The sequence below is a fragment of the Streptomyces sp. NPDC026246 genome, assembly GCF_055567995.1.
In genome coordinates, this window is sequence record NZ_JBVHPJ010000007.1 from 143641 (window position 1) to 162374 (window position 18734).

Genomic DNA, 18734 nt, shown 5'->3' on the forward strand with positions numbered 1-18734 from the left:
GTCACGCGGAACAACGCGCCGGGCCCGGCTCGGTTACGCCGTCACCGGTCCGCCCGGCGTGGTGTGCCGTGCGTCCACCATTCGGCCGAGCCGTCCCCCACACCTGTTGCAGCACCCCGCACCCCGCACTTGACTCGTTCTCCGCGGAGACCTGCGGATCGGCAGCACGCGCACGTGCGCGGGAGAGGTGCTCACGATGCTTTCGGCCAAGAGTCTGTTCGAGGAGATCCTCGACAACGACGAGTCCTTCGCCCTGTTCTGCTCCATCGCCGCGAGCGGCGAGTCCCAGGGCGGCTGGGAGAACGCCCGTATCGCCGCACTGGTGCCCGACACCGAACGGGCGCTCGCCCCCAAGATCAGCCGGCACGGCGCCGACGAGGACAAACACGGCCGCATCTTCAACGCCCTGCTGAAGAAGCGCGGCCTCGACCCCGTCCCGGTCCCGCCGGACACCGACTACACCATGCTCCTGGAGCGGAACGGCATCGGCCTCGCGCACGAGCAACTGCGACGCGACGAGCAGCTCACCGTCCGGGACATCGTCACCTACCTCTCGCACAGCCGGGTCACCGAGCAGCGCGCCTCGGAGCAGATGGAGCTGCTGCGCAAGCACTTCGCCGACCACCGGGACATCGGCCGGGCCGTCCGCCAGATCTCCAACGACGAGGACAACCACCTCGCCTACTGCCACGAGGAACTGCTGCGCTTCGCCCGCGCCGGACACGGCCGGACCATCCAGCGGACCCTGCGCGCGTGCGCGCTCGCCGAGATCCGGATCTACCGGGACGTCAGCCTCGCGGTCATGGCCCACATGGGCCGCATCCTCGGCTGGTCCCCGGCGAAGGCGGCGCTGCTCGCGGCCGGCATCCACGCGGTGTACGCGTACGAGCGGCTGGGCGGCTGGCGCCGGATGGTGTCGCTCAGGACGCCCGAGCGCCGCAACGCCCTCGGCGGCCCCGCCACGCCCGAACCCGAGTACGCCTGACCCCGGCCCGCGCCCGCCCCGGCCGTCCTACAGCCAGCCCCGGCGCTTGAACAGCCGGAACACCATGAACTCCAGGGCGGCCATCAGGGCCATCAGCGCGGGGTAGGACCACACCCAGTGCAGCTCGGGCATGTGCTCGAAGTTCATGCCGTAGACCCCCGCGAACATCGTGGGGATCGCGGCCATGGCCGCCCAGGCGGAGATCTTGCGCATGTCGTCGTTCTGCCGGACGCTCATCTGCGCCAGGTGCGCCGACAGGATGTCCGACACCAGGCGGTCCAGGTTCTCGACGGACTCGTTGACCCGCGTCAGGTGGTCGCTGACGTCCCGGAAGAACGGCCGGGCCCCGTCGTCCACGAAGGGCACCGCCACGCCGTAGGGCGCCGTTCCCGCCAGCCGGCTCATCGGCAGCGCCAGCGGCCCGGTCGCCCGGCGGAACTCCAGGACCTGCCGCTTGAAGTCGTAGATGCGGGACGCGGTGTTGCGCGAGCGGCCGCCGTCGGGGGAGAACACCTCCGCCTCCAGGCCCTCCAGGTCGGCCTGCAGTTCCGTCGCGACGTCCAGGTAGTGGTCGACCGCGGCGTCGGCGACCGCGTACAGCACGGACGTCGGCCCGTTGCACAGCAGGTCCGGCTCCTGCTCCAGGCGGTCGCGGACGGCCTTGAGCGGCGCGCTCTCACCGTGCCGCACGGTCACCACGAACGAGTCGCCCAGGAAGATCATGAGCTCGTCCGTGGAGACGGTGTCGCTCTGCGCCTCGTAGCGCACGGGCTTGAGCACCACGAACAGCGAGTCGTCGTAGATCTCCAGCTTGGGCCGCTGATGGGCCTTGAGCGCGTCCTCGACGGCCAGCGGGTGCAGGCCGAACTCCCGGCTGACGTGCTCGAACTCGCGCTCGGTCGGCTCGTGCAGCCCGATCCACACGAACCCGCCCGCCGTCCGGGCCTCGCCGAGCGCATCCGAGAAGTCCTCGGACCCCTCCGTCCGCTGCCCGTCGCGGTAGATGGCACAGTCCACGATCACGAGGCGAGTCTCCCGTCACTCGAACGACACCGCACGCGCGCGTGCGCCTACGCTGGACCGCATGCCCACGTTGATCCTGGTCAGGCACGGACGCTCCACCGCAAACACCGAGGGCCTGCTCGCGGGCTGGACGCCCGGCGTCGCCCTCGACGAGCGCGGGGCCGCACAGGCCGCCGCGCTGCCCGGGCGCCTCGCCGCACTGCCCCTCGCCGAAGTCGTCGCCAGCCCGCTGCAGCGCTGCCAGGAGACGATCCGGCCGCTGCTCCGAGCCCGCCCCGGGCTGACGGCGCACACCGACGAACGCATCGGCGAGTGTCACTACGGCGACTGGTCGGGGCGCAAGCTCGCCGAACTCACGGACGAACCCCTGATGGAAGTGGTGCAGGCGCACCCCTCCGCGGCGGCGTTCCCCGGCGGCGAGTCCATGCGGGCCATGCAGACCCGCGCGGCCGAGGCCGTGCGCGAGTGGAACGCGCGCGTGGAGCGCGATCACGGCGCCGAGGCCGTCTACCTCATGTGCTCGCACGGCGACATCATCAAGTCGCTCGTCGCGGACGCCCTGGGCCTGCACCTCGACCTCTTCCAGCGGATCTCCGTCGAGCCGTGCTCCGTCACGGCGATCCGCTACACCCGGCTGCGCCCGTACCTCGTCCGTCTCGGCGACACCGGCGACCTCGCCTCCCTGGCGCCGCGCGAGGAGCCGCCGGGCGACGACGCCACCGTCGGGGGTGGTGCGGGCGCACCGTGATCGTCGGCCGCAGTAGGGTGAAGCGGTCGCAGCAGTGCCGTGCCCACACGGTTCCCCCGATCCCCATGGAGACAGGACGTGTCCCGTCAGGTGTTCCTCTACGACCATCCGGAGCGTTTCGTGGCCGGTACGGTCGGACTGCCCGGGCGCCGTTCGTTCTTCCTCCAGGCCTCCGCCGGTACCCGGGTGACGAGCGTGGCCCTGGAGAAGACCCAGGTCGCGGCGCTCGCCGAACGGATGGAAGAACTGCTCGACGAGGTCGTACGCCGTAGCGGGGGCAGTGCCTCGGTCCCCGCCGTCGCGCCGTCGGAGATCACCGACACCGCCCCGCTGGACACCCCCATCGAGGAGGAGTTCCGGGTCGGCACCATGGCGCTCGCCTGGGACGGCGACGAGCAGTTGATGATCGTCGAGGCCCAGGCGCTCGTCGAACTGGACGCCGAGTCCGAGGAGGACCTCGCCGAGGCGGAGGAGCGGCTCCTCCAGGACGAGGAGAACGGCCCCCCGATGCTGCGGGTGCGGCTCACCGGCGCGCAGGCCCGGGCCTTCGCCAAGCGCGCCCTGGACGTCGTCAACGCCGGGCGGCCGCCGTGCCCGCTGTGCAGCCTCCCGCTCGACCCGGAAGGACACGTATGTCCGCGCCAGAACGGATACCGCCGCGGAGCGTGACGCCTCCCGAGGACGCCGCCGCGCTGCTCGCCGCGGGCGAACTGACCGTGCGCGGACGCATCCGAGAGGCCTCGAACGCCGCCCTGTACTGCACGGTGACCCACGAGGGCGCGGAAGTGGCCTGCGTGTACAAGCCGGTCGCGGGGGAGCGGCCCCTGTGGGACTTCCCCGACGGGACCCTGGCCGGGCGCGAGGTCGCCGCGTACGCCGTCTCCGAGGCGACCGGCTGGGGCCTCGTCCCGCCCACCGTGCTGCGCGACGGCCCCTACGGCGAGGGCATGTGCCAGCTGTGGATCGAGGCGGCCCCGGACGCGGAGCTGCTCGCCCTGGTCGACGGGGAGGAGCCGGAACCGGGCTGGAAGGCGATCGGACTCGCCGAGGTGGGCGAGGGACGCACCGCCCTGCTGGTGCACGCCGACGACGAACGGCTGCGGCGGCTCGCCGTCCTGGACGCCGTGATCAACAACGCCGACCGCAAGGGCGGCCATCTGCTGCCCACCGGCGAGGGGCGGCTGTTCGGCATCGACCACGGCGTCACCTTCAACGCCGAGAACAAGCTGCGCACCCTGCTGTGGGGATGGGCGGGCGAGCCCCTCACCCCGGAGGCCCTGGAGGTCCTGGAGGGCCTCAGGAAGGACCTGGCCGAGGGCGGTGCGCTGGCCGCACGGCTCGCGCCGCTGATCACCGGCGCCGAGATCGAGGCCACGCGCTCCCGGGTCGGCGCGCTGCTCGCCTCGGGCACCCATCCCGAGCCGGGCGGGGAATGGCCCGCGATTCCCTGGCCACCCGTGTAGCGGGGCGGCCCGCCCCGGCAGCAGCACAGTGTCCGGCGCACCGCAAGAGCGCCTTCTCGGCCGTCCGGCCCGTTCCCGTTCGTATATGGAACTTCAGTCCGGTTAGGCTCAAGGCATGCATGCCTGGCCCGCTTCCGAGGTCCCCGCCCTGCCTGGTCAGGGCCGCGACCTGAGGATCCACGACACCGCGACCGGTGGTCTCGTCCCCCTCGACCCTGGTCCCGTCGCCCGTATCTACGTCTGCGGCATCACCCCGTACGACGCCACGCACATCGGACACGCGGCGACCTACAACGCGTTCGACCTCGTGCAGCGCGTGTGGCTCGACACCAAGCGGCAGGTTCACTACGTCCAGAACGTCACCGACGTCGACGACCCCCTCCTGGAGCGGGCCCAGCGCGACGGACTCGACTGGGCCGCCCTCGCCGAGCAGGAGACGGCCCTCTTCCGCGAGGACATGACGGCCCTGCGGATGCTCCCGCCCCGGCAGTACATCGGCGCCGTCGAGGCGATACCCGGCATCGTCCCGCTCGTCGAGCGGCTCCGGGACGCCGGAGCGGCCTACGAGCTCGACGGCGACGTCTACTTCTCCGTCGAGTCCGACCCGCACTTCGGCAAGGTGTCGAACCTGGACGCCGCGGCGATGCGGCTGCTGTCCGCCGAGCGCGGCGGCGACCCGGACCGGCCGGGCAAGAAGAACCCGCTCGACCCGATGCTGTGGATGGCGGCCCGCGAGGGCGAGCCCAGCTGGGACGGCGCGTCGCTGGGCCGCGGCCGGCCCGGCTGGCACATCGAGTGCGTGGCGATCGCCCTGGACCACCTCGGCATGGGCTTCGACATCCAGGGCGGCGGCTCCGACCTGGCCTTCCCGCACCACGAGATGGGTGCCTCGCACGCCCAGGTCCTCACCGGCGAGTTCCCCATGGCCAAGGCGTACGTGCACGCCGGCATGGTCGCCCTCGACGGCGAGAAGATGTCCAAGTCCAAGGGCAACCTGGTCTTCGTCTCCACGCTGCGCCGGGACGGTGTCGACCCGGCCGCCATCCGCCTCGCCCTGCTCGCCCACCACTACCGCGCGGACTGGGAGTGGACCGACCAGGTCCTGGCCGACGCCGTGGCGCGGATGGACCGCTGGCGGGCCGCCGTCTCGCGGCCCGACGGGCCGCCCGCGGAGGCACTCGTGGAGGAGATCCGCGCGGCCCTCGCCGACGACCTGGACGCCCCGGCCGCGCTTGCCGCGGTCGACCGCTGGGCGGCCGGACAGGAACGGGACGGCGGCACCGACGCCGGCGCGCCCGGGGTGGTCTCCCGGGCCGTGGACGCGCTGCTGGGCGTGGCCCTCTAGCCCTGCGGCACACGGCAGCCCTGCGGCACACGGCAGCCCTACGGCACACGGCACGAGGGGCGCCTTCCCGACCGGGAAGGCGCCCCTCGTGCCGTGCGCGTCGCGTCGGCTAGTCCTCCGACGGGTCCTCGTCGTCCGTGCCCGGCTTCGACGGCTTGGGCGGTCTCGTCCGGCCGCCCGGGTTGTCCCGCAGGTACGGCGGTCCCTCGCCCCCGTCCGTGGCGTGCCCGCCGGGCGCGGTCGGCCCGCCACCGTCACGGCGGCGCAGGTAGCGCTCGAACTCGCGGGCGATCGCCTCGCCGGAGGCCTCCGGCAGCTCGGCGGTGTCCCGGGCCTCCTCCAGCGACTGCACGTACTCGGCGACCTCGCTGTCCTCGGCGGCCAGCTGGTCCACCCCCACCTGCCAGGCGCGCGCGTCCTCGGGCAGCTCGCCCAGCGGGATGCGCACGTCGATCAGGTCCTCCAGGCGGTTGAGCAGGGCGAGGGTCGCCTTCGGGTTCGGCGGCTGCGACACGTAGTGCGGCACCGCGGCCCACAGCGACACGGCCGGCACGCCCGCGTGGGTGCAGGCCTCCTGGAGGACGCCGACGATGCCCGTGGGGCCCTCGTACTTGGTCTCCTCCAGGTCCATGCGGCGGGCCAGGTCCGGGTCGGACGTCGTCCCGCTGATCGGAACCGGCCGGGTGTGCGGGGTGTCGCCCAGCAGGGCGCCCAGGACGACCACCAGCTCCACACCGAGTTCGTGCGCGAAGCCGAGCAGTTCGTTGCAGAACGAGCGCCAGCGCATCGACGGTTCGATGCCGCGGACCAGGACCAGGTCGCGGGGCTTCTCGCCGCCGACCCGGACCACCGACAACCGTGTCGTCGGCCAGGTGATCTTGCGGACGCCGGCCTCCATGAACACCGTGGGGCGGTTGACCTGGAAGTCGTAGTAGTCCTCGGCGTCCAGCGCCGCGAACACCTCGCCCTTCCACTCCCGGTCCAGATGCGCGACCGCGGTGGAGGCGGCGTCGCCCGCATCGTTCCAGCCTTCGAACGCGGCCACCATGACCGGGTCGATCAGCTCGGGAACCCCCTCGAGCTCGATCACCCAGCGCCTCCTTCCGACGTGCCCTCGCCTGACCACCCAACCTTACGGCGTGCGGCGAGGGCTCCCGCAGCCCCCTCGCAGGGGGAGTGCCCCATCACTGCCCCGTGATCCGCACGCGAACACCCCGGACCCGGACGGGCTGTCGCCGAGGGCGCGGCCGGGCACGCCGCGGTGGCGGCTCCGTCGGCGCGGAGCCGCCCCCTCGGTCCCGGAGTCCCGGAGTCCCGGAGTCCCGGAGTCCGGGGTCAGCCGGCTGGCGCCTACTTCTTGTCGAGCACGTCCTGCACCTTGGTGCGGATCTCGTCGGTGGCCAGGCCGCGGATCGTCAGCGTGGTCCGGCGGCGCAGCACGTCGTCCTGCGTCTCGGCCCACTCGTGGTCCCGGGCCCAGACGACCTGCGCCCAGATCTCCGGGGCGTCCGGGTGGACGCGCTCGGCCAGCTCCGGGCTCTCGTTGGCCAGGCGGGCGATGTCGAACGCCAGCGAGCCGTAGTGCGTGGCCAGGTGCCTGGCGGTGTCGGCGGCCATGCGCGGGCCGGGCGCCGGGCGGTCGATCAGCAGCCGGTGGGCCACCGCGCGCGGGTTGGCGATGCCCGGCAGCGGGAGCTTCTTCGGCAGCGCGCCGATCGGCTCGAAGTCGTCGCCCAGCGGGTGGCCCGGCAGCGACTCCAGCTTCTTCATGATCGTCCGGCCGATGTGGCGGAAGGTGGTCCACTTGCCGCCCGCGACGGACAGCATGCCGCCGCGGCCCTCCGTCACGACCGTCTCGCGCTTGGCCTTGGAGGTGTCGCCGGGGCCGCCCGGCAGCACCCGCAGGCCGGCGAAGGCGTAGGTGATGAGGTCGCGGTCCAGTTGCTGGTCACGGACCGAGAAGGCGGCCTCGTCGAGGATCTGGGCTATGTCCTTCTCCGTGACGGACACGTCGGCCGGGTCGCCCTCGAACTCCTCGTCGGTGGTGCCGAGCAGCAGCATGTCCTCCCAGGGCAGGGCGAACGTGATGCGGTACTTGTCGATCGGGGTGGCGAGCGCGGCCTTCCAGGGGGAGGTGCGCTTGAGGACCAGGTGCGCGCCCTTCGACAGGCGGATGGACGGCGCCGCGTTCGGGTTCTCCATCCGGCGCAGGTGGTCGACCCAGGGGCCGGTCGCGTTGAGCACCAGCCGGGCGTCGACGCCGAACTCGTCACCGGAGAGCCGGTCCTTCAGCTCGGCGCCGGTGACGCGGCCCTGGGTGAAGCGCAGGCCGGTCACCTCGGCGTGGTTGAGGACGACCGCGCCGGCCTCGACGGCGGCGCGCACCGTCATCAGCGCCATGCGCGCGTCGTTCATCTGGTCGTCGCCGTACACGGCCACGGCCTTGAGGTTCTCCGTGCGCAGCTCGGGCACGTCCTGCGCGGCCTTGGCCGGGGAGAGCAGGTGGCCCACGCCGTCGCCGAAGGCGGAGAGCGCGGAGTAGGCGAAGACGCCCGCGCCGAGCTTCGCCGCGCCGTGCGGCCCGCCCTTGTAGACGGGGAGGTAGAACGTGAGCGGGTTCGCCAGGTGGGGGGCCACCTGGCGGGAGACCGCACGACGCTCGAAGTGGTTCTCCGCGACCAGCTTCACCGCGCCGGTCTGCAGGTAGCGCAGGCCGCCGTGGAGCAGCTTGGAGGAGGCGGAGGACGTGGCTCCGGCGAAGTCGCCGGCGTCCACCAGAGCCACCCTGAGGCCGGACTGCGCGGCGTGCCAGGCGGTGGAGATGCCCAGGATGCCACCGCCGATCACGAGAAGGTCGTACGACGCCTTGGAGAGCTGCTCCCTGGTCTCGGCTCGGCTCGGGTTCGAGCCGGAGGCCGGGTGCGTCCCCAGGGCAGGCACGGACTGCAGGGTGGACTTGGTGGTCATGCTGTCTTACTCCTCGTCCTCGAGCCAGCCCATGGTCCGCTCGACGGCCTTGAGCCAGTTCTTGTACTCACGGGCGCGGGTCTCCGCGTCCATGCGGGGGGTCCACTCGGCGGCCCGGCGCCAGTTGGCGCGCAGGTCGTCGGTGCTGTTCCAGAAGCCGACGGCGAGACCGGCGGCGTAGGCGGCGCCGAGGCAGGTGGTCTCGGCGACCATCGGGCGCACCACGGGGGCGTCCACGAAGTCCGCGAGGGTCTGCATCAGCAGGTTGTTGGAGGTCATGCCGCCGTCGACCTTGAGGGCGGCGAGCTCGACACCGGAGTCCTTGGTCATGGCGTCGGCGATCTCCCGCGTCTGCCAGGCGGTGGCCTCCAGGACGGCACGCGCCAGGTGCGCCTTGGTGACGTACCGGGTCAGGCCCGCGATGACGCCGCGGGCGTCGGAGCGCCAGTAGGGGGCGAACAGGCCGGAGAAGGCCGGTACGAAGTAGGCGCCGCCGTTGTCCTCGACCGACAGGGCGAGGGTCTCGATCTCGGCGGCGGTGGAGATCAGGCCCATCTGGTCGCGCATCCACTGCACCAGGGAGCCGGTGACCGCGATCGAGCCCTCGAGGGCGTAGACCGTCTTCTGGTCGCCGATCTTGTAGCCGACGGTGGTCAGCAGGCCGCTGTAGGAGTTGATGATCTTGTCACCGGTGTTCATCACCATGAAGGTGCCGGTGCCGTAGGTCGACTTGGTCTCGCCCTCGGAGAAGCAGGTCTGGCCGAACAGGGCCGCCTGCTGGTCGCCGAGCGCCGAGGCGACGGGGATGCCGCCGAGCAGGTCGCCCAGCTTGCCGCCCTTGATCTCGCCGTAGACCTCGGCCGAGGAGCGGATCTCGGGCAGGACCTGCCGGGGGACGCCGATCGACTCACAGATCTTCTCGTCCCACTGCATGGTGTGCAGGTTCATCAGCATGGTGCGTGAGGCGTTGGTGACGTCGGTGACGTGCTTGCCGCCGTCGACCCCACCGGTGAGGTTCCAGATGACCCAAGTGTCCATCGTGCCGAAAAGAATGTCTCCGGCCTCGGCCCGATCCTTGAGGCCCTCGACGTTGTCCAGCAGCCAGCGCGCCTTCGGACCGGCGAAGTAGGAGGCCAGCGGCAGGCCGGTCTCGCGGCGGAAGCGGTCCTGGCCCACGTTGCGGCCGAGCTCGCGGCACAGGGCGTCGGTGCGGGTGTCCTGCCAGACGATGGCGTTGTGGACGGGCTCACCGGTGTTCTTGTCCCACAGCACGGTCGTCTCGCGCTGGTTGGTGATGCCGATGGCCTTGATGTCGTCCCGGGTGATGCCGGCCTTCTGGACGGCCCCGGCGACGACCTCCTGGACGTTGGTCCAGATCTCGTTGGCGTCGTGCTCGACCCAGCCCGGCTTCGGGAAGATCTGCTCGTGTTCCTTCTGGTCGACGGAGACGATCCGGCCGTCCCGGTCGAACACGATGCAGCGGCTGGAGGTGGTGCCCTGGTCGATGGCGGCGATGAAGGGGCCGGCGGTGTGCGCGTCGGTCACTGTGTGCTCCTGGTCAGTGCGGTTTACGGGGCTGTACGTACGGCGCGTGCTGGATGTCTCGCGTCGGGCGCGGTAGCGCGCCTAGGCGAACGCGACGTTGTAGATGCCCGCCGCGATGGCACCGCCGATCAGCGGGCCCACCACGGGCACCCAGGCGTAGCCCCAGTCGGAGCCGCCCTTGTTGGGCAGGGGCAGCAGGGCGTGCACGATGCGCGGTCCGAGGTCACGGGCCGGGTTGATCGCGTACCCCGTCGGGCCGCCGAGGGAGAGGCCGATGGAGACCACCACGAGGGCGGTGATCAGGGCGCCGAGCGTGCCGAGGCCGTTGCCCTTGTCGTTCAGGCCCTGGGTGAGCACGGCGAGCACGAGCACGATCGTGCCGATGACCTCCGTGGCGACGTTCTGCCAGGCGACCCGGACCTCGGGGCCGGTGGAGAAGACGCCCAGCACCGGGCCGGCGCCCTTCTCCCGGGCCTCGACGGACTTGGCGGCGGTGTCCTGGGCACCCGGACCGCCGACGATCTCGCGGTCGGTGAGGTGGGCGTGGAACTGGCCGTAGTAGGCGATCCAGACGAGGGCCGCGCCGATCATGGCGCCGAGCACCTGTCCGGCCCAGTAGACCGGGACGTTCTTCCAGTCGCCGTCCTTGATCGCGATGCCGAGGGTGACGGCCGGGTTCAGGTGGGCGCCGGACAGCGGCGCCGTGGTGTAGACGGCCGTGAGCACCGCGAAGCCCCACCCGAAGGTGATGGCGAGCCAGCCGGCGTTGCGGGCCTTGGAGGCCTTCAGCGTGACGGCGGCGCAGACTCCGCCGCCGAGCAGGATGAGTATGGCGGTACCGAGGGTCTCGCCGATGAAGATGTCGGAGCTGGACACCCGCGACTCCTTTGTCCTTCGTCCAGGGGTGAAGTGCGTTACCGGCCTGGCGTCGTCACACTCTAACGCGTATTGCCGGTAGCTGTTCGACAATGTCGACCGATGGACGGGAGTCTTGCTTCGGCGTTACGAGCACGTCAAGAGCTGTGTTGGCGAAAACACGATCGTTACTGATCGGCCCTGACTTATGGATCTTTGCCGCAGATGGGCGCGGGCATGCCGAACACCGGAACGCCCCGCGGCGCCCCGGTCCTCCTCGTACGACGTCAGAACCGCCCGGCGCCCAGGTCGCGCGAGACCGCGCGGGCGCAGTCCCGCACCGCGGCGATCAGCTCGGGCCGCAGCGCCCCGCCCTCGTCCGGCCGGCACAGCCGCTCCACGGCACCCGTGATGCCGACCGCGCCGACGGGCATGCGCCGCCGGTCGTGGATGGGCGCGGCCAGCGAGGCGACGCCCTCCCAGGTCTCCTCCACGTCCGCCGCGTACCCGCGCGCGCGGGTCAGGTCGAGGATGTGCTCGAACCCCTCCGGCTCGCACACCGTCCGGTCCGTGAACGCCTTGCGGTCGGCCTCCAGCGCCTCGCTGTGCGCCACCGGGTCGTAGGCGGACAGCACCTTGCCCAGGGCGGTGGAGTGCAGCGGCTGCATGGCCCCTATCTCCAGGACCTGGCGGCTGTCGTCGGGCCGGAACACGTGGTGGACGATCAGCACGCCCTGCTGGTGCAGGACGCCCAGGTAGACGCTCTCGCCGCTGGAGCGGGCCAGGTCGTCCGTCCACACCAGGGCGCGCGCCCGCAGCTCGTGGACGTCGAGGTAGGTGGTGCCCAGGCGCAGCAGCTCGGCACCCAGCTGATAGCGCCCGGAGGCGTCGTCCTGCTCCACGAAGCCCTCCTGCTGGAGGGTGCGCAGGATGCCGTGCGCGGTGCCCTTGGCCAGGCCCAGCGACGAGGCGATGTCCGACAGGCCGAGCCGCCGCTCGCCGCCCCCGAGCAGCCGCAGCATCGCGGCCGCCCGTTCGAGCGACTGGATGTTCCGTGCCATCGCCGTACTGCCTCCGTCCCCATCGACCGCCGACGAGCGGCACTTCAGCCCTCGTTCGGCAATGCCGAACACTACCGGTCGTTGCCGACCTCTCGCTAATGCCCGGTCGCCCCCAGTTCTGTCACGGAGGCCGATCCTCCGCCCGGACGCCCTGCGTCAGCCGTACCGGCGGCATCGGCGTCCGTCCCGTGGACGCGCTGCCCATCCAAGCCCACGGGCGGTTACGCTGGCGCGGTGCGCCCGTCCCCGGAGTGCCTCCGGGAGCCGGGCAGCCGCTCAAAAGCCGACAGCCGTCGCACCCGAGGGAGCCCTTTTCATGGCCTCGTTGCCGCCGACCCCTTCCGCAGACAGCCGGACCCGCGTGTCCGCCCTCCGAGAGGCCCTGGCCACCCGTGTGGTGGTGGCCGACGGGGCCATGGGCACCATGCTCCAGGCGCAGGACCCGACCCTGGAGGACTTCCAGAACCTCGAGGGCTGCAACGAGATCCTCAACGTGACGCGGCCCGACATCGTCCGGTCGGTCCACGCCGAGTACTTCGACGCGGGCGTGGACTGCGTCGAGACCAACACCTTCGGCGCCAACCTCTCCGCCCTCGGCGAGTACGACATCCCCGAGCGCGTCGCCGAGCTGTCCGAGGCCGGTGCCCGGATCGCCCGCGAGACGGCCGACGAGTACACCCGGACCACGGGACGGCAGCGCTGGGTCCTCGGCTCCATGGGCCCCGGCACCAAGCTGCCCACCCTCGGCCACACCACCTTCGGCGCCATCCGCGACGCCTACCAGCAGAACGCGGAGGGCCTGCTCGCGGGCGGCGCGGACGCGCTGCTGGTGGAGACCACCCAGGACCTGCTGCAGACCAAGGCCTCCGTCATCGCCGCCCGCCGCGCCATGGAGGCCACCGGCCACACCGTCCCGCTGATCGTGTCGGTGACGGTGGAGACGACCGGCACCATGCTGCTGGGCTCGGAGATCGGCGCGGCCCTGACCGCGCTGGAGCCGCTCGGCATCGACATGATCGGCCTGAACTGCGCCACCGGCCCGGCCGAGATGAGCGAGCACCTGCGCTACCTGTCCCGGCACGCGCGCGTCCCGCTGTCCTGCATGCCGAACGCCGGCCTGCCCGTGCTCACCAAGGACGGCGCCCACTACCCGCTGACCGCGCCCGAGCTCGCCGACGCCCAGAGCACCTTCGTCCGCGACTACGGCCTGTCCCTGGTCGGCGGCTGCTGCGGCACCACGCCCGAGCACCTGCGCCAGCTGGTCGAGCGAGTACGGCAGACCGCGCCCACCGAGCGCTCCCCGCAGCCCGAGCCGGGCGCCGCCTCCCTCTACCAGAGCGTGCCGTTCCGGCAGGACACCTCCTACCTGGCCATCGGCGAGCGCACCAACGCCAACGGGTCGAAGAAGTTCCGCGAGGCCATGCTGGAGGGCCGCTGGGACGACTGCGTGGAGATGGCCCGCGACCAGATCCGTGAGGGCGCGCACATGCTCGACCTGTGCGTCGACTACGTCGGCCGGGACGGTGTGGCCGACATGGAGGAACTGGCCGGCCGCTTCGCCACCGCCTCCACCCTGCCGATCGTGCTGGACTCCACCGAGGTCGACGTCATCCGGGCCGGGCTGGAGAAGCTCGGCGGCCGCGCGGTCATCAACTCGGTGAACTACGAGGACGGCGACGGCCCCGAGTCCCGCTTCGCCAAGGTCACCGCACTGGCCCGGGAGCACGGCGCGGCCCTGATCGCGCTGACCATCGACGAGGAGGGCCAGGCGCGCACGGCGGAGAAGAAGGTCGAGATCGCCGAGCGGCTGATCGAGGACCTGACCGGCAACTGGGGCATCCACGAGTCGGACATCCTCGTGGACTGCCTGACCTTCACCATCTGTACCGGTCAGGAGGAGTCCCGCAAGGACGGTGTGGCCACCATCGAGGGCATCCGCGAACTGAAGCGCCGCCACCCCGAGGTGCAGACGACACTGGGTCTGTCCAACATTTCCTTCGGCCTGAACCCGGCCGCCCGCATCCTGCTCAACTCGGTCTTCCTCGACGAGTGCGTCAAGGCGGGCCTGGACTCGGCGATCGTCCACGCCAGCAAGATCCTGCCCATCGCCCGCTTCAGCGACGAGGAGGTCACGACCGCCCTCGACCTGATCTACGACCGGCGCGCCGAGGGCTACGACCCGCTGCAGAAGCTGATGCAGCTCTTCGAGGGCGCCACCGCCAAGTCCCTCAAGGCGGGCAAGGCCGAGGAGCTCGCGGCCCTGCCGCTGGACGAGCGTCTCAAGCGCCGCATCATCGACGGCGAGAAGAACGGCCTCGAAGCGGACCTCGACGAGGCGCTGCGGACCCGCCCCGCCCTCGACATCGTCAACGAGACCCTGCTCGACGGCATGAAGGTCGTGGGCGAGCTGTTCGGCTCGGGCCAGATGCAGCTGCCGTTCGTGCTGCAGTCCGCCGAGGTCATGAAGACGGCCGTCGCCCACCTCGAACCGCACATGGAGAAGACCGACGAGGCCGGCAAGGGCACCATCGTGCTGGCCACCGTCCGCGGCGACGTCCACGACATCGGCAAGAACCTCGTCGACATCATCCTGTCCAACAACGGCTACAACGTCGTCAACCTCGGCATCAAGCAGCCGGTCTCCGCCATCCTGGAAGCCGCCGAGGAGCACAAGGCCGACGTCATCGGCATGTCGGGGCTGCTGGTGAAGTCCACGGTGATCATGAAGGAGAACCTGGAGGAGCTGAACCAGCGCGGCCTGGCCTCCGGCTACCCGGTCATCCTCGGCGGCGCCGCCCTGACCCGCGCCTACGTCGAGCAGGACCTGCACGAGATCTACCAGGGCGAGGTCCGCTACGCCCGCGACGCCTTCGAGGGCCTGCGCCTGATGGACGCCCTCATCGGCGTCAAGCGCGGCGTGCCCGGCGCGAAGCTGCCCGAGCTGAAGCAGCGCCGGGTGCGCGCCACCGCCTCGGTGGCGGTGGAGGAACGCCCGGAGGAGGGCCACGTCCGCTCCGACGTCGCCACCGACAACCCCGTGCCCACCCCGCCCTTCCGCGGCACCCGCGTGGTCAAGGGCATCCAGCTCAAGGAGTACGCGAACTGGCTCGACGAGGGCGCGCTCTTCAAGGGCCAGTGGGGTCTGAAGCAGGCCCGCACCGGCGAGGGGCCGACCTACGAGGAGCTCGTCGAGACCGAGGGCCGGCCCCGGCTGCGCGGTCTGCTCGACCGGCTCCAGACGGAGAACCTGCTGGAGGCGGCCGTGGTCTACGGCTACTTCCCGTGCGTCTCCAAGGACGACGACCTGATCATCCTGGACGAGCAGGGCAACGAACGCACCCGCTTCACCTTCCCGCGCCAGCGCCGCGGCCGGCGCCTGTGCCTGGCCGACTTCTTCCGCCCGGAGGAGTCGGGTGAGACCGACGTCGTCGGACTGCAGGTCGTCACCGTCGGCTCGCGCATCGGCGAGGAGACCGCCCGGCTGTTCGAGGGCAACGCCTACCGCGACTACCTCGAACTGCACGGCCTGTCGGTGCAGCTCGCCGAGGCGCTCGCCGAGTACTGGCACGCGCGCGTGCGCTCCGAGCTCGGCTTCGCGGGGGAGGACCCGGACGAGATGCAGGGCATGTTCGAGCTGAAGTACCGGGGCGCCCGCTTCTCCCTCGGTTACGGCGCCTGCCCGGACCTGGAGGACCGGGCCAAGATCGCCGAACTGCTGGAGCCGGAGCGCATCGGCGTGCAGCTGTCCGAGGAGTTCCAGCTGCACCCCGAGCAGTCCACCGACGCCATCGTGATCCACCACCCGGAGGCGAAGTACTTCAACGCCCGCTGACGCCCGCCACGCCCCTGCGCGCACCCGGACAGCCCCCGTACGGGCCGGTGTGCGCGGGGGCACAGCCGTCGAACGAGGCACTTCCGTCGCACACGACGTAGACTGGTCGGTCCACTGCAGGCCGGTTCCCTTCGTGGGAGCCGGCCTGATCGTCCCTCAAGGAGGTAGGTGGATGACCAGTACGGTCCCCGCGCTCGGCACCCGGACGGCCGAGGGGTCGGCCCTGCAGGCCGTGCTCCTCGACATGGACGGCACCCTGGTGGACACGGAGGGCTTCTGGTGGGACGTCGAGGTCGAGGTCTTCGCCTCCCTCGGCCACACGCTCGACGAGTCCTGGCGCCATGTCGTGGTCGGCGGCCCCATGACGCGCAGCGCGGGGTTCCTGATCGAGGCCACCGGAGCCGACATCACCCTCGACGAGCTCTCCGTGCTGCTCAACGACGGCTTCGAGAAGCGCATCGGCTCCGCCCTGCCGCTGATGCCCGGCGCCGGACGGCTGCTGGCCGAGCTGCACGAGTACGAGATCCCCACGGCCCTCGTCTCCGCCTCCCACCGGCGCATCATCGACCGGGTGCTCACCTCGCTCGGCGCCCACCACTTCCGCCTGACGGTCGCGGGCGACGAGGTGCCGCGCACCAAGCCCCACCCCGACCCGTACCTGGCGGCCGCCGCCGGCCTCGGCGCGGACCCGGCCCGGTGCGCCGTCATCGAGGACACCGCGACGGGCGTCGCCGCGGCCGAGGCCGCAGGCTGCCACGTCGTGGCGGTGCCCTCCGTCGCGCCGATCCAGCCGGCCCTGCGGCGCACGGTCGTCGGTTCCCTGGAAGAGGTCGACCTGCCATTTCTGCAGGGGCTGATGACGGAAATGCGCTAGGTGTTCACCCAGCGTGCAACGGAGTTAGGGCAAGAATTCCGAAGGTGAATTCGAACCTCTCCGGATCACCGAATTCGCGTACCACCGAACCTGTTCCGGCGTGTGACGTTCCCCACGCGGATCGAGGTCGACACGGAGACCGACGTGTGCTGAGCACCCCCTCCGGGGGGTCGCCGGCGTGCCCTTGTGTCCCGATTGGTAGAACGCTGCACCAAAGCTTCCACTGTCGGGTTTTCGGTGTGTCCACGCCCGGTTCCGCAGCGTGATGGGCGCTCAACTCCGGTGGCTGCCAACCCTCCTGCCGGCCCGGACTAATCTCAAGGCGAGAACATCGCCCCATCCCGTGATCCGCTGCGCCACCCCTGCATGCCGGGTACACGGAGTCGACAGCTCTGGAGAAACTCGAGCATGAACCGCAAGACTTTGGTGCTGCCGGCCGTGATCGGTCTGCTCGCGCCGGTGCTCGCCGCCTGTGGCGGGTCCGACAGCGGGAGCGGGGACAGCGACGCGATCGTCGTCGGCACCACGGACCGGTTCACCGCCTCGAAGGAGGCCCCGGCGCCCCTGGACCCGGCGTACGCCTACGACGTCGGCACCTGGAACATCCTCCGCCAGACCGTGCAGACCCTGATGACCCAGCCGCGCGGCGAGGGCGAGCCGGTCCCCGAGGCGGCCGAGCGCTGCGGCTTCACCGACACCGGCAACGAGCGCTACGCCTGCACCCTGCGCGACGGCCTCACGTTCGCGAACGGCGACGCCGTCACCGCGGCCGACGTGAAGTACTCCATCGACCGCGCCCGCTCCCTCAAGGCGGACAGCGGTGTCTTCGCCCTGCTGTCCACCATCGACACCATCGAGACGCAGGGCGACCGCGAGGTCATCTTCCACCTCAAGACGGCCGACGCGACCTTCCCGTACAAGCTGTCGACACCGGTGGCCGGCATCCTCGACCCGGACGACTACCCCAAGGGCAAGCTGCGCGACGGCTTCGAGATGTCGGGCTCCGGCCCGTACACCTTCAAGCCCGTCGTCGAGAACAACGAGCTCGTGCGGGCCGAGTTCACCAAGAACCCCGATTACCAGGGGTCCCTGAAGGTGAACAACGACCGGGTCGACATGGTCTCCTTCAAGGACACCGACTCCATGGGCGAGGCCCTGAACAAGGCCGACATCGACGTGATGACGCGCAGCATGTCGCCCGACCAGATCCGCAAGCTCTCCGGCGGCACGAACTCCGAGATCGACCTCGTCGAGATGCCCGGCCTGGAGATCCGCTACCTGGGCTTCAACACCGACGCCCCCACGGTCAAGTCCAAGGCCGTGCGCCAGGCGATGGCCCAGGTCGTCAACCGCAGCGCCCTGGTCTCCAAGGTCTACGGCTCCCAGGCCGAGCCGCTGTACTCGCTGGTCCCGGCCAGCGTCACGGGCCACTCCAACTCGTTCTTCAACAAGTACGGCGACCCCAGCGTCACCAAGGCCCGGACCCTGCTCAACCAGGCCGACATCACCACCCCGGTGAAGCTGACGCTGCACTACACCACCGACCACTACGGCCCGGCCACCAAGAAGGAGTTCGAGGTCCTGCGCGACCAGCTGAACTCCAGCGGGCTGTTCGAGGTCGACATCAAGGGCACCCCCTGGGACACCTTCCGCCCGGCCGAGAAGAAGGGCGAGTACGACGTCTACGGCATGGGCTGGTTCCCGGACTTCCCCGACGCCGACAACTTCCTCGCCCCGTTCCTCGACGAGGACAACACCCTCGGCTCGCCGTACGCCAACAGCCGGATCCGCACCGACCTGATCCCGGAGTCCCGCCGCGAGGCCGACCGGCTGTCCGCCTCCTCCAGCCTGACGGACATTCAGGACATCGTCGCCGGTGACGTGCCCGTGCTGCCGCTGTGGCAGGGCAAGCAGTACATCGCCGCACGCGACGACATCACGGGCACCGCCTACGCCCTCAACTCCTCCTCCACGCTGCAGCTCTGGGAGCTCGGCCGAGGCGTGAGCGGCTGACGGAGCCCACTGGAACCCCGGGG

At 71.1% G+C, this 18734-nt stretch carries 14 protein-coding genes; 8 read left to right on the top strand and 6 right to left on the bottom strand.

Annotation, left to right across the window (positions count from 1 at the left end; all coding sequences use genetic code 11):
• Positions 1 to 196 precede the first annotated feature (196 nt).
• Positions 197 to 985 (top strand): ferritin-like domain-containing protein, encoded by a 789-nt coding sequence (locus tag ACZ4M5_RS19170; protein WP_467738287.1) that lies wholly within the window; start codon positions 197 to 199, stop codon positions 983 to 985.
• A gap of 27 nt (positions 986 to 1012) precedes the next feature.
• Here ACZ4M5_RS19170 and corA read toward each other — a convergent pair whose 3' ends face one another.
• Entirely contained in the window at positions 1013 to 2008 is a 996-nt protein-coding gene (gene corA / locus ACZ4M5_RS19175; RefSeq protein ID WP_467738289.1) for a magnesium/cobalt transporter CorA, read from the bottom strand.
• 61 nt (positions 2009 to 2069) lie between these two features.
• Between corA and ACZ4M5_RS19180 the strand changes: the two genes are divergently transcribed.
• The 4 genes from ACZ4M5_RS19180 to mshC all read left to right on the top strand — a co-directional run bounded on the left by ACZ4M5_RS19180 (position 2070) and on the right by mshC (position 5564).
• On the top strand, positions 2070 to 2756 hold the full coding sequence (locus tag ACZ4M5_RS19180; protein WP_467738291.1) for a histidine phosphatase family protein: 687 nt from the start codon (positions 2070 to 2072) through the stop codon (positions 2754 to 2756).
• Between the two features lie 78 nt (positions 2757 to 2834).
• Entirely contained in the window at positions 2835 to 3425 is a 591-nt protein-coding gene (locus ACZ4M5_RS19185) for a DUF3090 domain-containing protein (RefSeq protein WP_333934584.1), read from the top strand.
• The gene (locus ACZ4M5_RS19190) at positions 3389 to 4219 is read left to right on the top strand and encodes an SCO1664 family protein (protein ID WP_467738293.1); all 831 of its coding nucleotides are present in this window, start codon (positions 3389 to 3391) and stop codon (positions 4217 to 4219) included. Before ACZ4M5_RS19185 ends, ACZ4M5_RS19190 begins: the two co-directional genes overlap by 37 nt.
• Before the next feature lie 115 nt (positions 4220 to 4334).
• The gene (gene mshC, locus ACZ4M5_RS19195) at positions 4335 to 5564 is read left to right on the top strand and encodes a cysteine--1-D-myo-inosityl 2-amino-2-deoxy-alpha-D-glucopyranoside ligase (RefSeq protein WP_467738295.1); all 1230 of its coding nucleotides are present in this window, start codon (positions 4335 to 4337) and stop codon (positions 5562 to 5564) included.
• 109 nt (positions 5565 to 5673) lie between these two features.
• On the opposite strand, the gene ACZ4M5_RS19200 is transcribed toward mshC, so the two are convergent.
• From ACZ4M5_RS19200 to ACZ4M5_RS19220, 5 genes are all read right to left on the bottom strand, one after another.
• Positions 5674 to 6654, bottom strand: a complete 981-nt coding sequence (locus ACZ4M5_RS19200; RefSeq protein WP_398110566.1) for a PAC2 family protein — start codon at positions 6652 to 6654, stop codon at positions 5674 to 5676.
• Positions 6655 to 6914: 260 nt separating this feature from the next.
• Positions 6915 to 8531, bottom strand: coding sequence for a glycerol-3-phosphate dehydrogenase/oxidase (locus ACZ4M5_RS19205; RefSeq protein ID WP_467738298.1), 1617 nt, complete (start codon positions 8529 to 8531; stop codon positions 6915 to 6917).
• A 6-nt stretch (positions 8532 to 8537) separates the two neighbouring features.
• Positions 8538 to 10076 (bottom strand): glycerol kinase GlpK, encoded by a 1539-nt coding sequence (gene glpK / locus ACZ4M5_RS19210; RefSeq protein ID WP_467738299.1) that lies wholly within the window; start codon positions 10074 to 10076, stop codon positions 8538 to 8540.
• Positions 10077 to 10157: 81 nt separating this feature from the next.
• A complete protein-coding gene (locus tag ACZ4M5_RS19215) occupies positions 10158 to 10952 on the bottom strand; it encodes an MIP/aquaporin family protein (RefSeq protein ID WP_467738301.1) in 795 nt (264 codons plus the stop codon).
• 266 nt (positions 10953 to 11218) lie between these two features.
• Complete coding sequence (locus tag ACZ4M5_RS19220) at positions 11219 to 11992, bottom strand: IclR family transcriptional regulator (protein WP_376334849.1); 774 nt, start codon at positions 11990 to 11992, stop codon at positions 11219 to 11221.
• A 316-nt stretch (positions 11993 to 12308) separates the two neighbouring features.
• Here ACZ4M5_RS19220 and metH point away from each other — a divergent pair, with 316 nt between their 5' ends.
• From metH to ACZ4M5_RS19235, 3 genes are all read left to right on the top strand, one after another.
• Positions 12309 to 15824: a methionine synthase gene (metH, locus tag ACZ4M5_RS19225; protein ID WP_467738303.1), complete on the top strand. Its 3516-nt coding sequence runs from the start codon at positions 12309 to 12311 to the stop codon at positions 15822 to 15824.
• 172 nt (positions 15825 to 15996) lie between these two features.
• Positions 15997 to 16698 (top strand): HAD family hydrolase, encoded by a 702-nt coding sequence (locus ACZ4M5_RS19230; RefSeq protein WP_467738305.1) that lies wholly within the window; start codon positions 15997 to 15999, stop codon positions 16696 to 16698.
• 408 nt (positions 16699 to 17106) lie between these two features.
• The gene (locus ACZ4M5_RS19235) at positions 17107 to 18711 is read left to right on the top strand and encodes an ABC transporter substrate-binding protein (RefSeq protein ID WP_467738307.1); all 1605 of its coding nucleotides are present in this window, start codon (positions 17107 to 17109) and stop codon (positions 18709 to 18711) included.
• Positions 18712 to 18734: the final 23 nt, after the last annotated feature.

Excerpts from the sequence above, each read along its gene's own strand:
- ACZ4M5_RS19190 (WP_467738293.1), top strand. The coding sequence starts at position 3,389 with ATGTCCGCGCCAGAACGGATACCGCCGCGGAGCGTGACGCCTCCCGAG.
- ACZ4M5_RS19205 (WP_467738298.1), bottom strand. The coding sequence starts at position 8,531 with ATGACCACCAAGTCCACCCTGCAGTCCGTGCCTGCCCTGGGGACGCAC.
- ACZ4M5_RS19220 (WP_376334849.1), bottom strand. The coding sequence starts at position 11,992 with ATGGCACGGAACATCCAGTCGCTCGAACGGGCGGCCGCGATGCTGCGG.
- ACZ4M5_RS19170 (WP_467738287.1), top strand. The coding sequence starts at position 197 with ATGCTTTCGGCCAAGAGTCTGTTCGAGGAGATCCTCGACAACGACGAG.
- metH (WP_467738303.1), top strand. The coding sequence starts at position 12,309 with ATGGCCTCGTTGCCGCCGACCCCTTCCGCAGACAGCCGGACCCGCGTG.
- ACZ4M5_RS19230 (WP_467738305.1), top strand. The coding sequence starts at position 15,997 with ATGACCAGTACGGTCCCCGCGCTCGGCACCCGGACGGCCGAGGGGTCG.
- mshC (WP_467738295.1), top strand. The coding sequence starts at position 4,335 with ATGCATGCCTGGCCCGCTTCCGAGGTCCCCGCCCTGCCTGGTCAGGGC.
- ACZ4M5_RS19180 (WP_467738291.1), top strand. The coding sequence starts at position 2,070 with ATGCCCACGTTGATCCTGGTCAGGCACGGACGCTCCACCGCAAACACC.
- ACZ4M5_RS19235 (WP_467738307.1), top strand. The coding sequence starts at position 17,107 with ATGAACCGCAAGACTTTGGTGCTGCCGGCCGTGATCGGTCTGCTCGCG.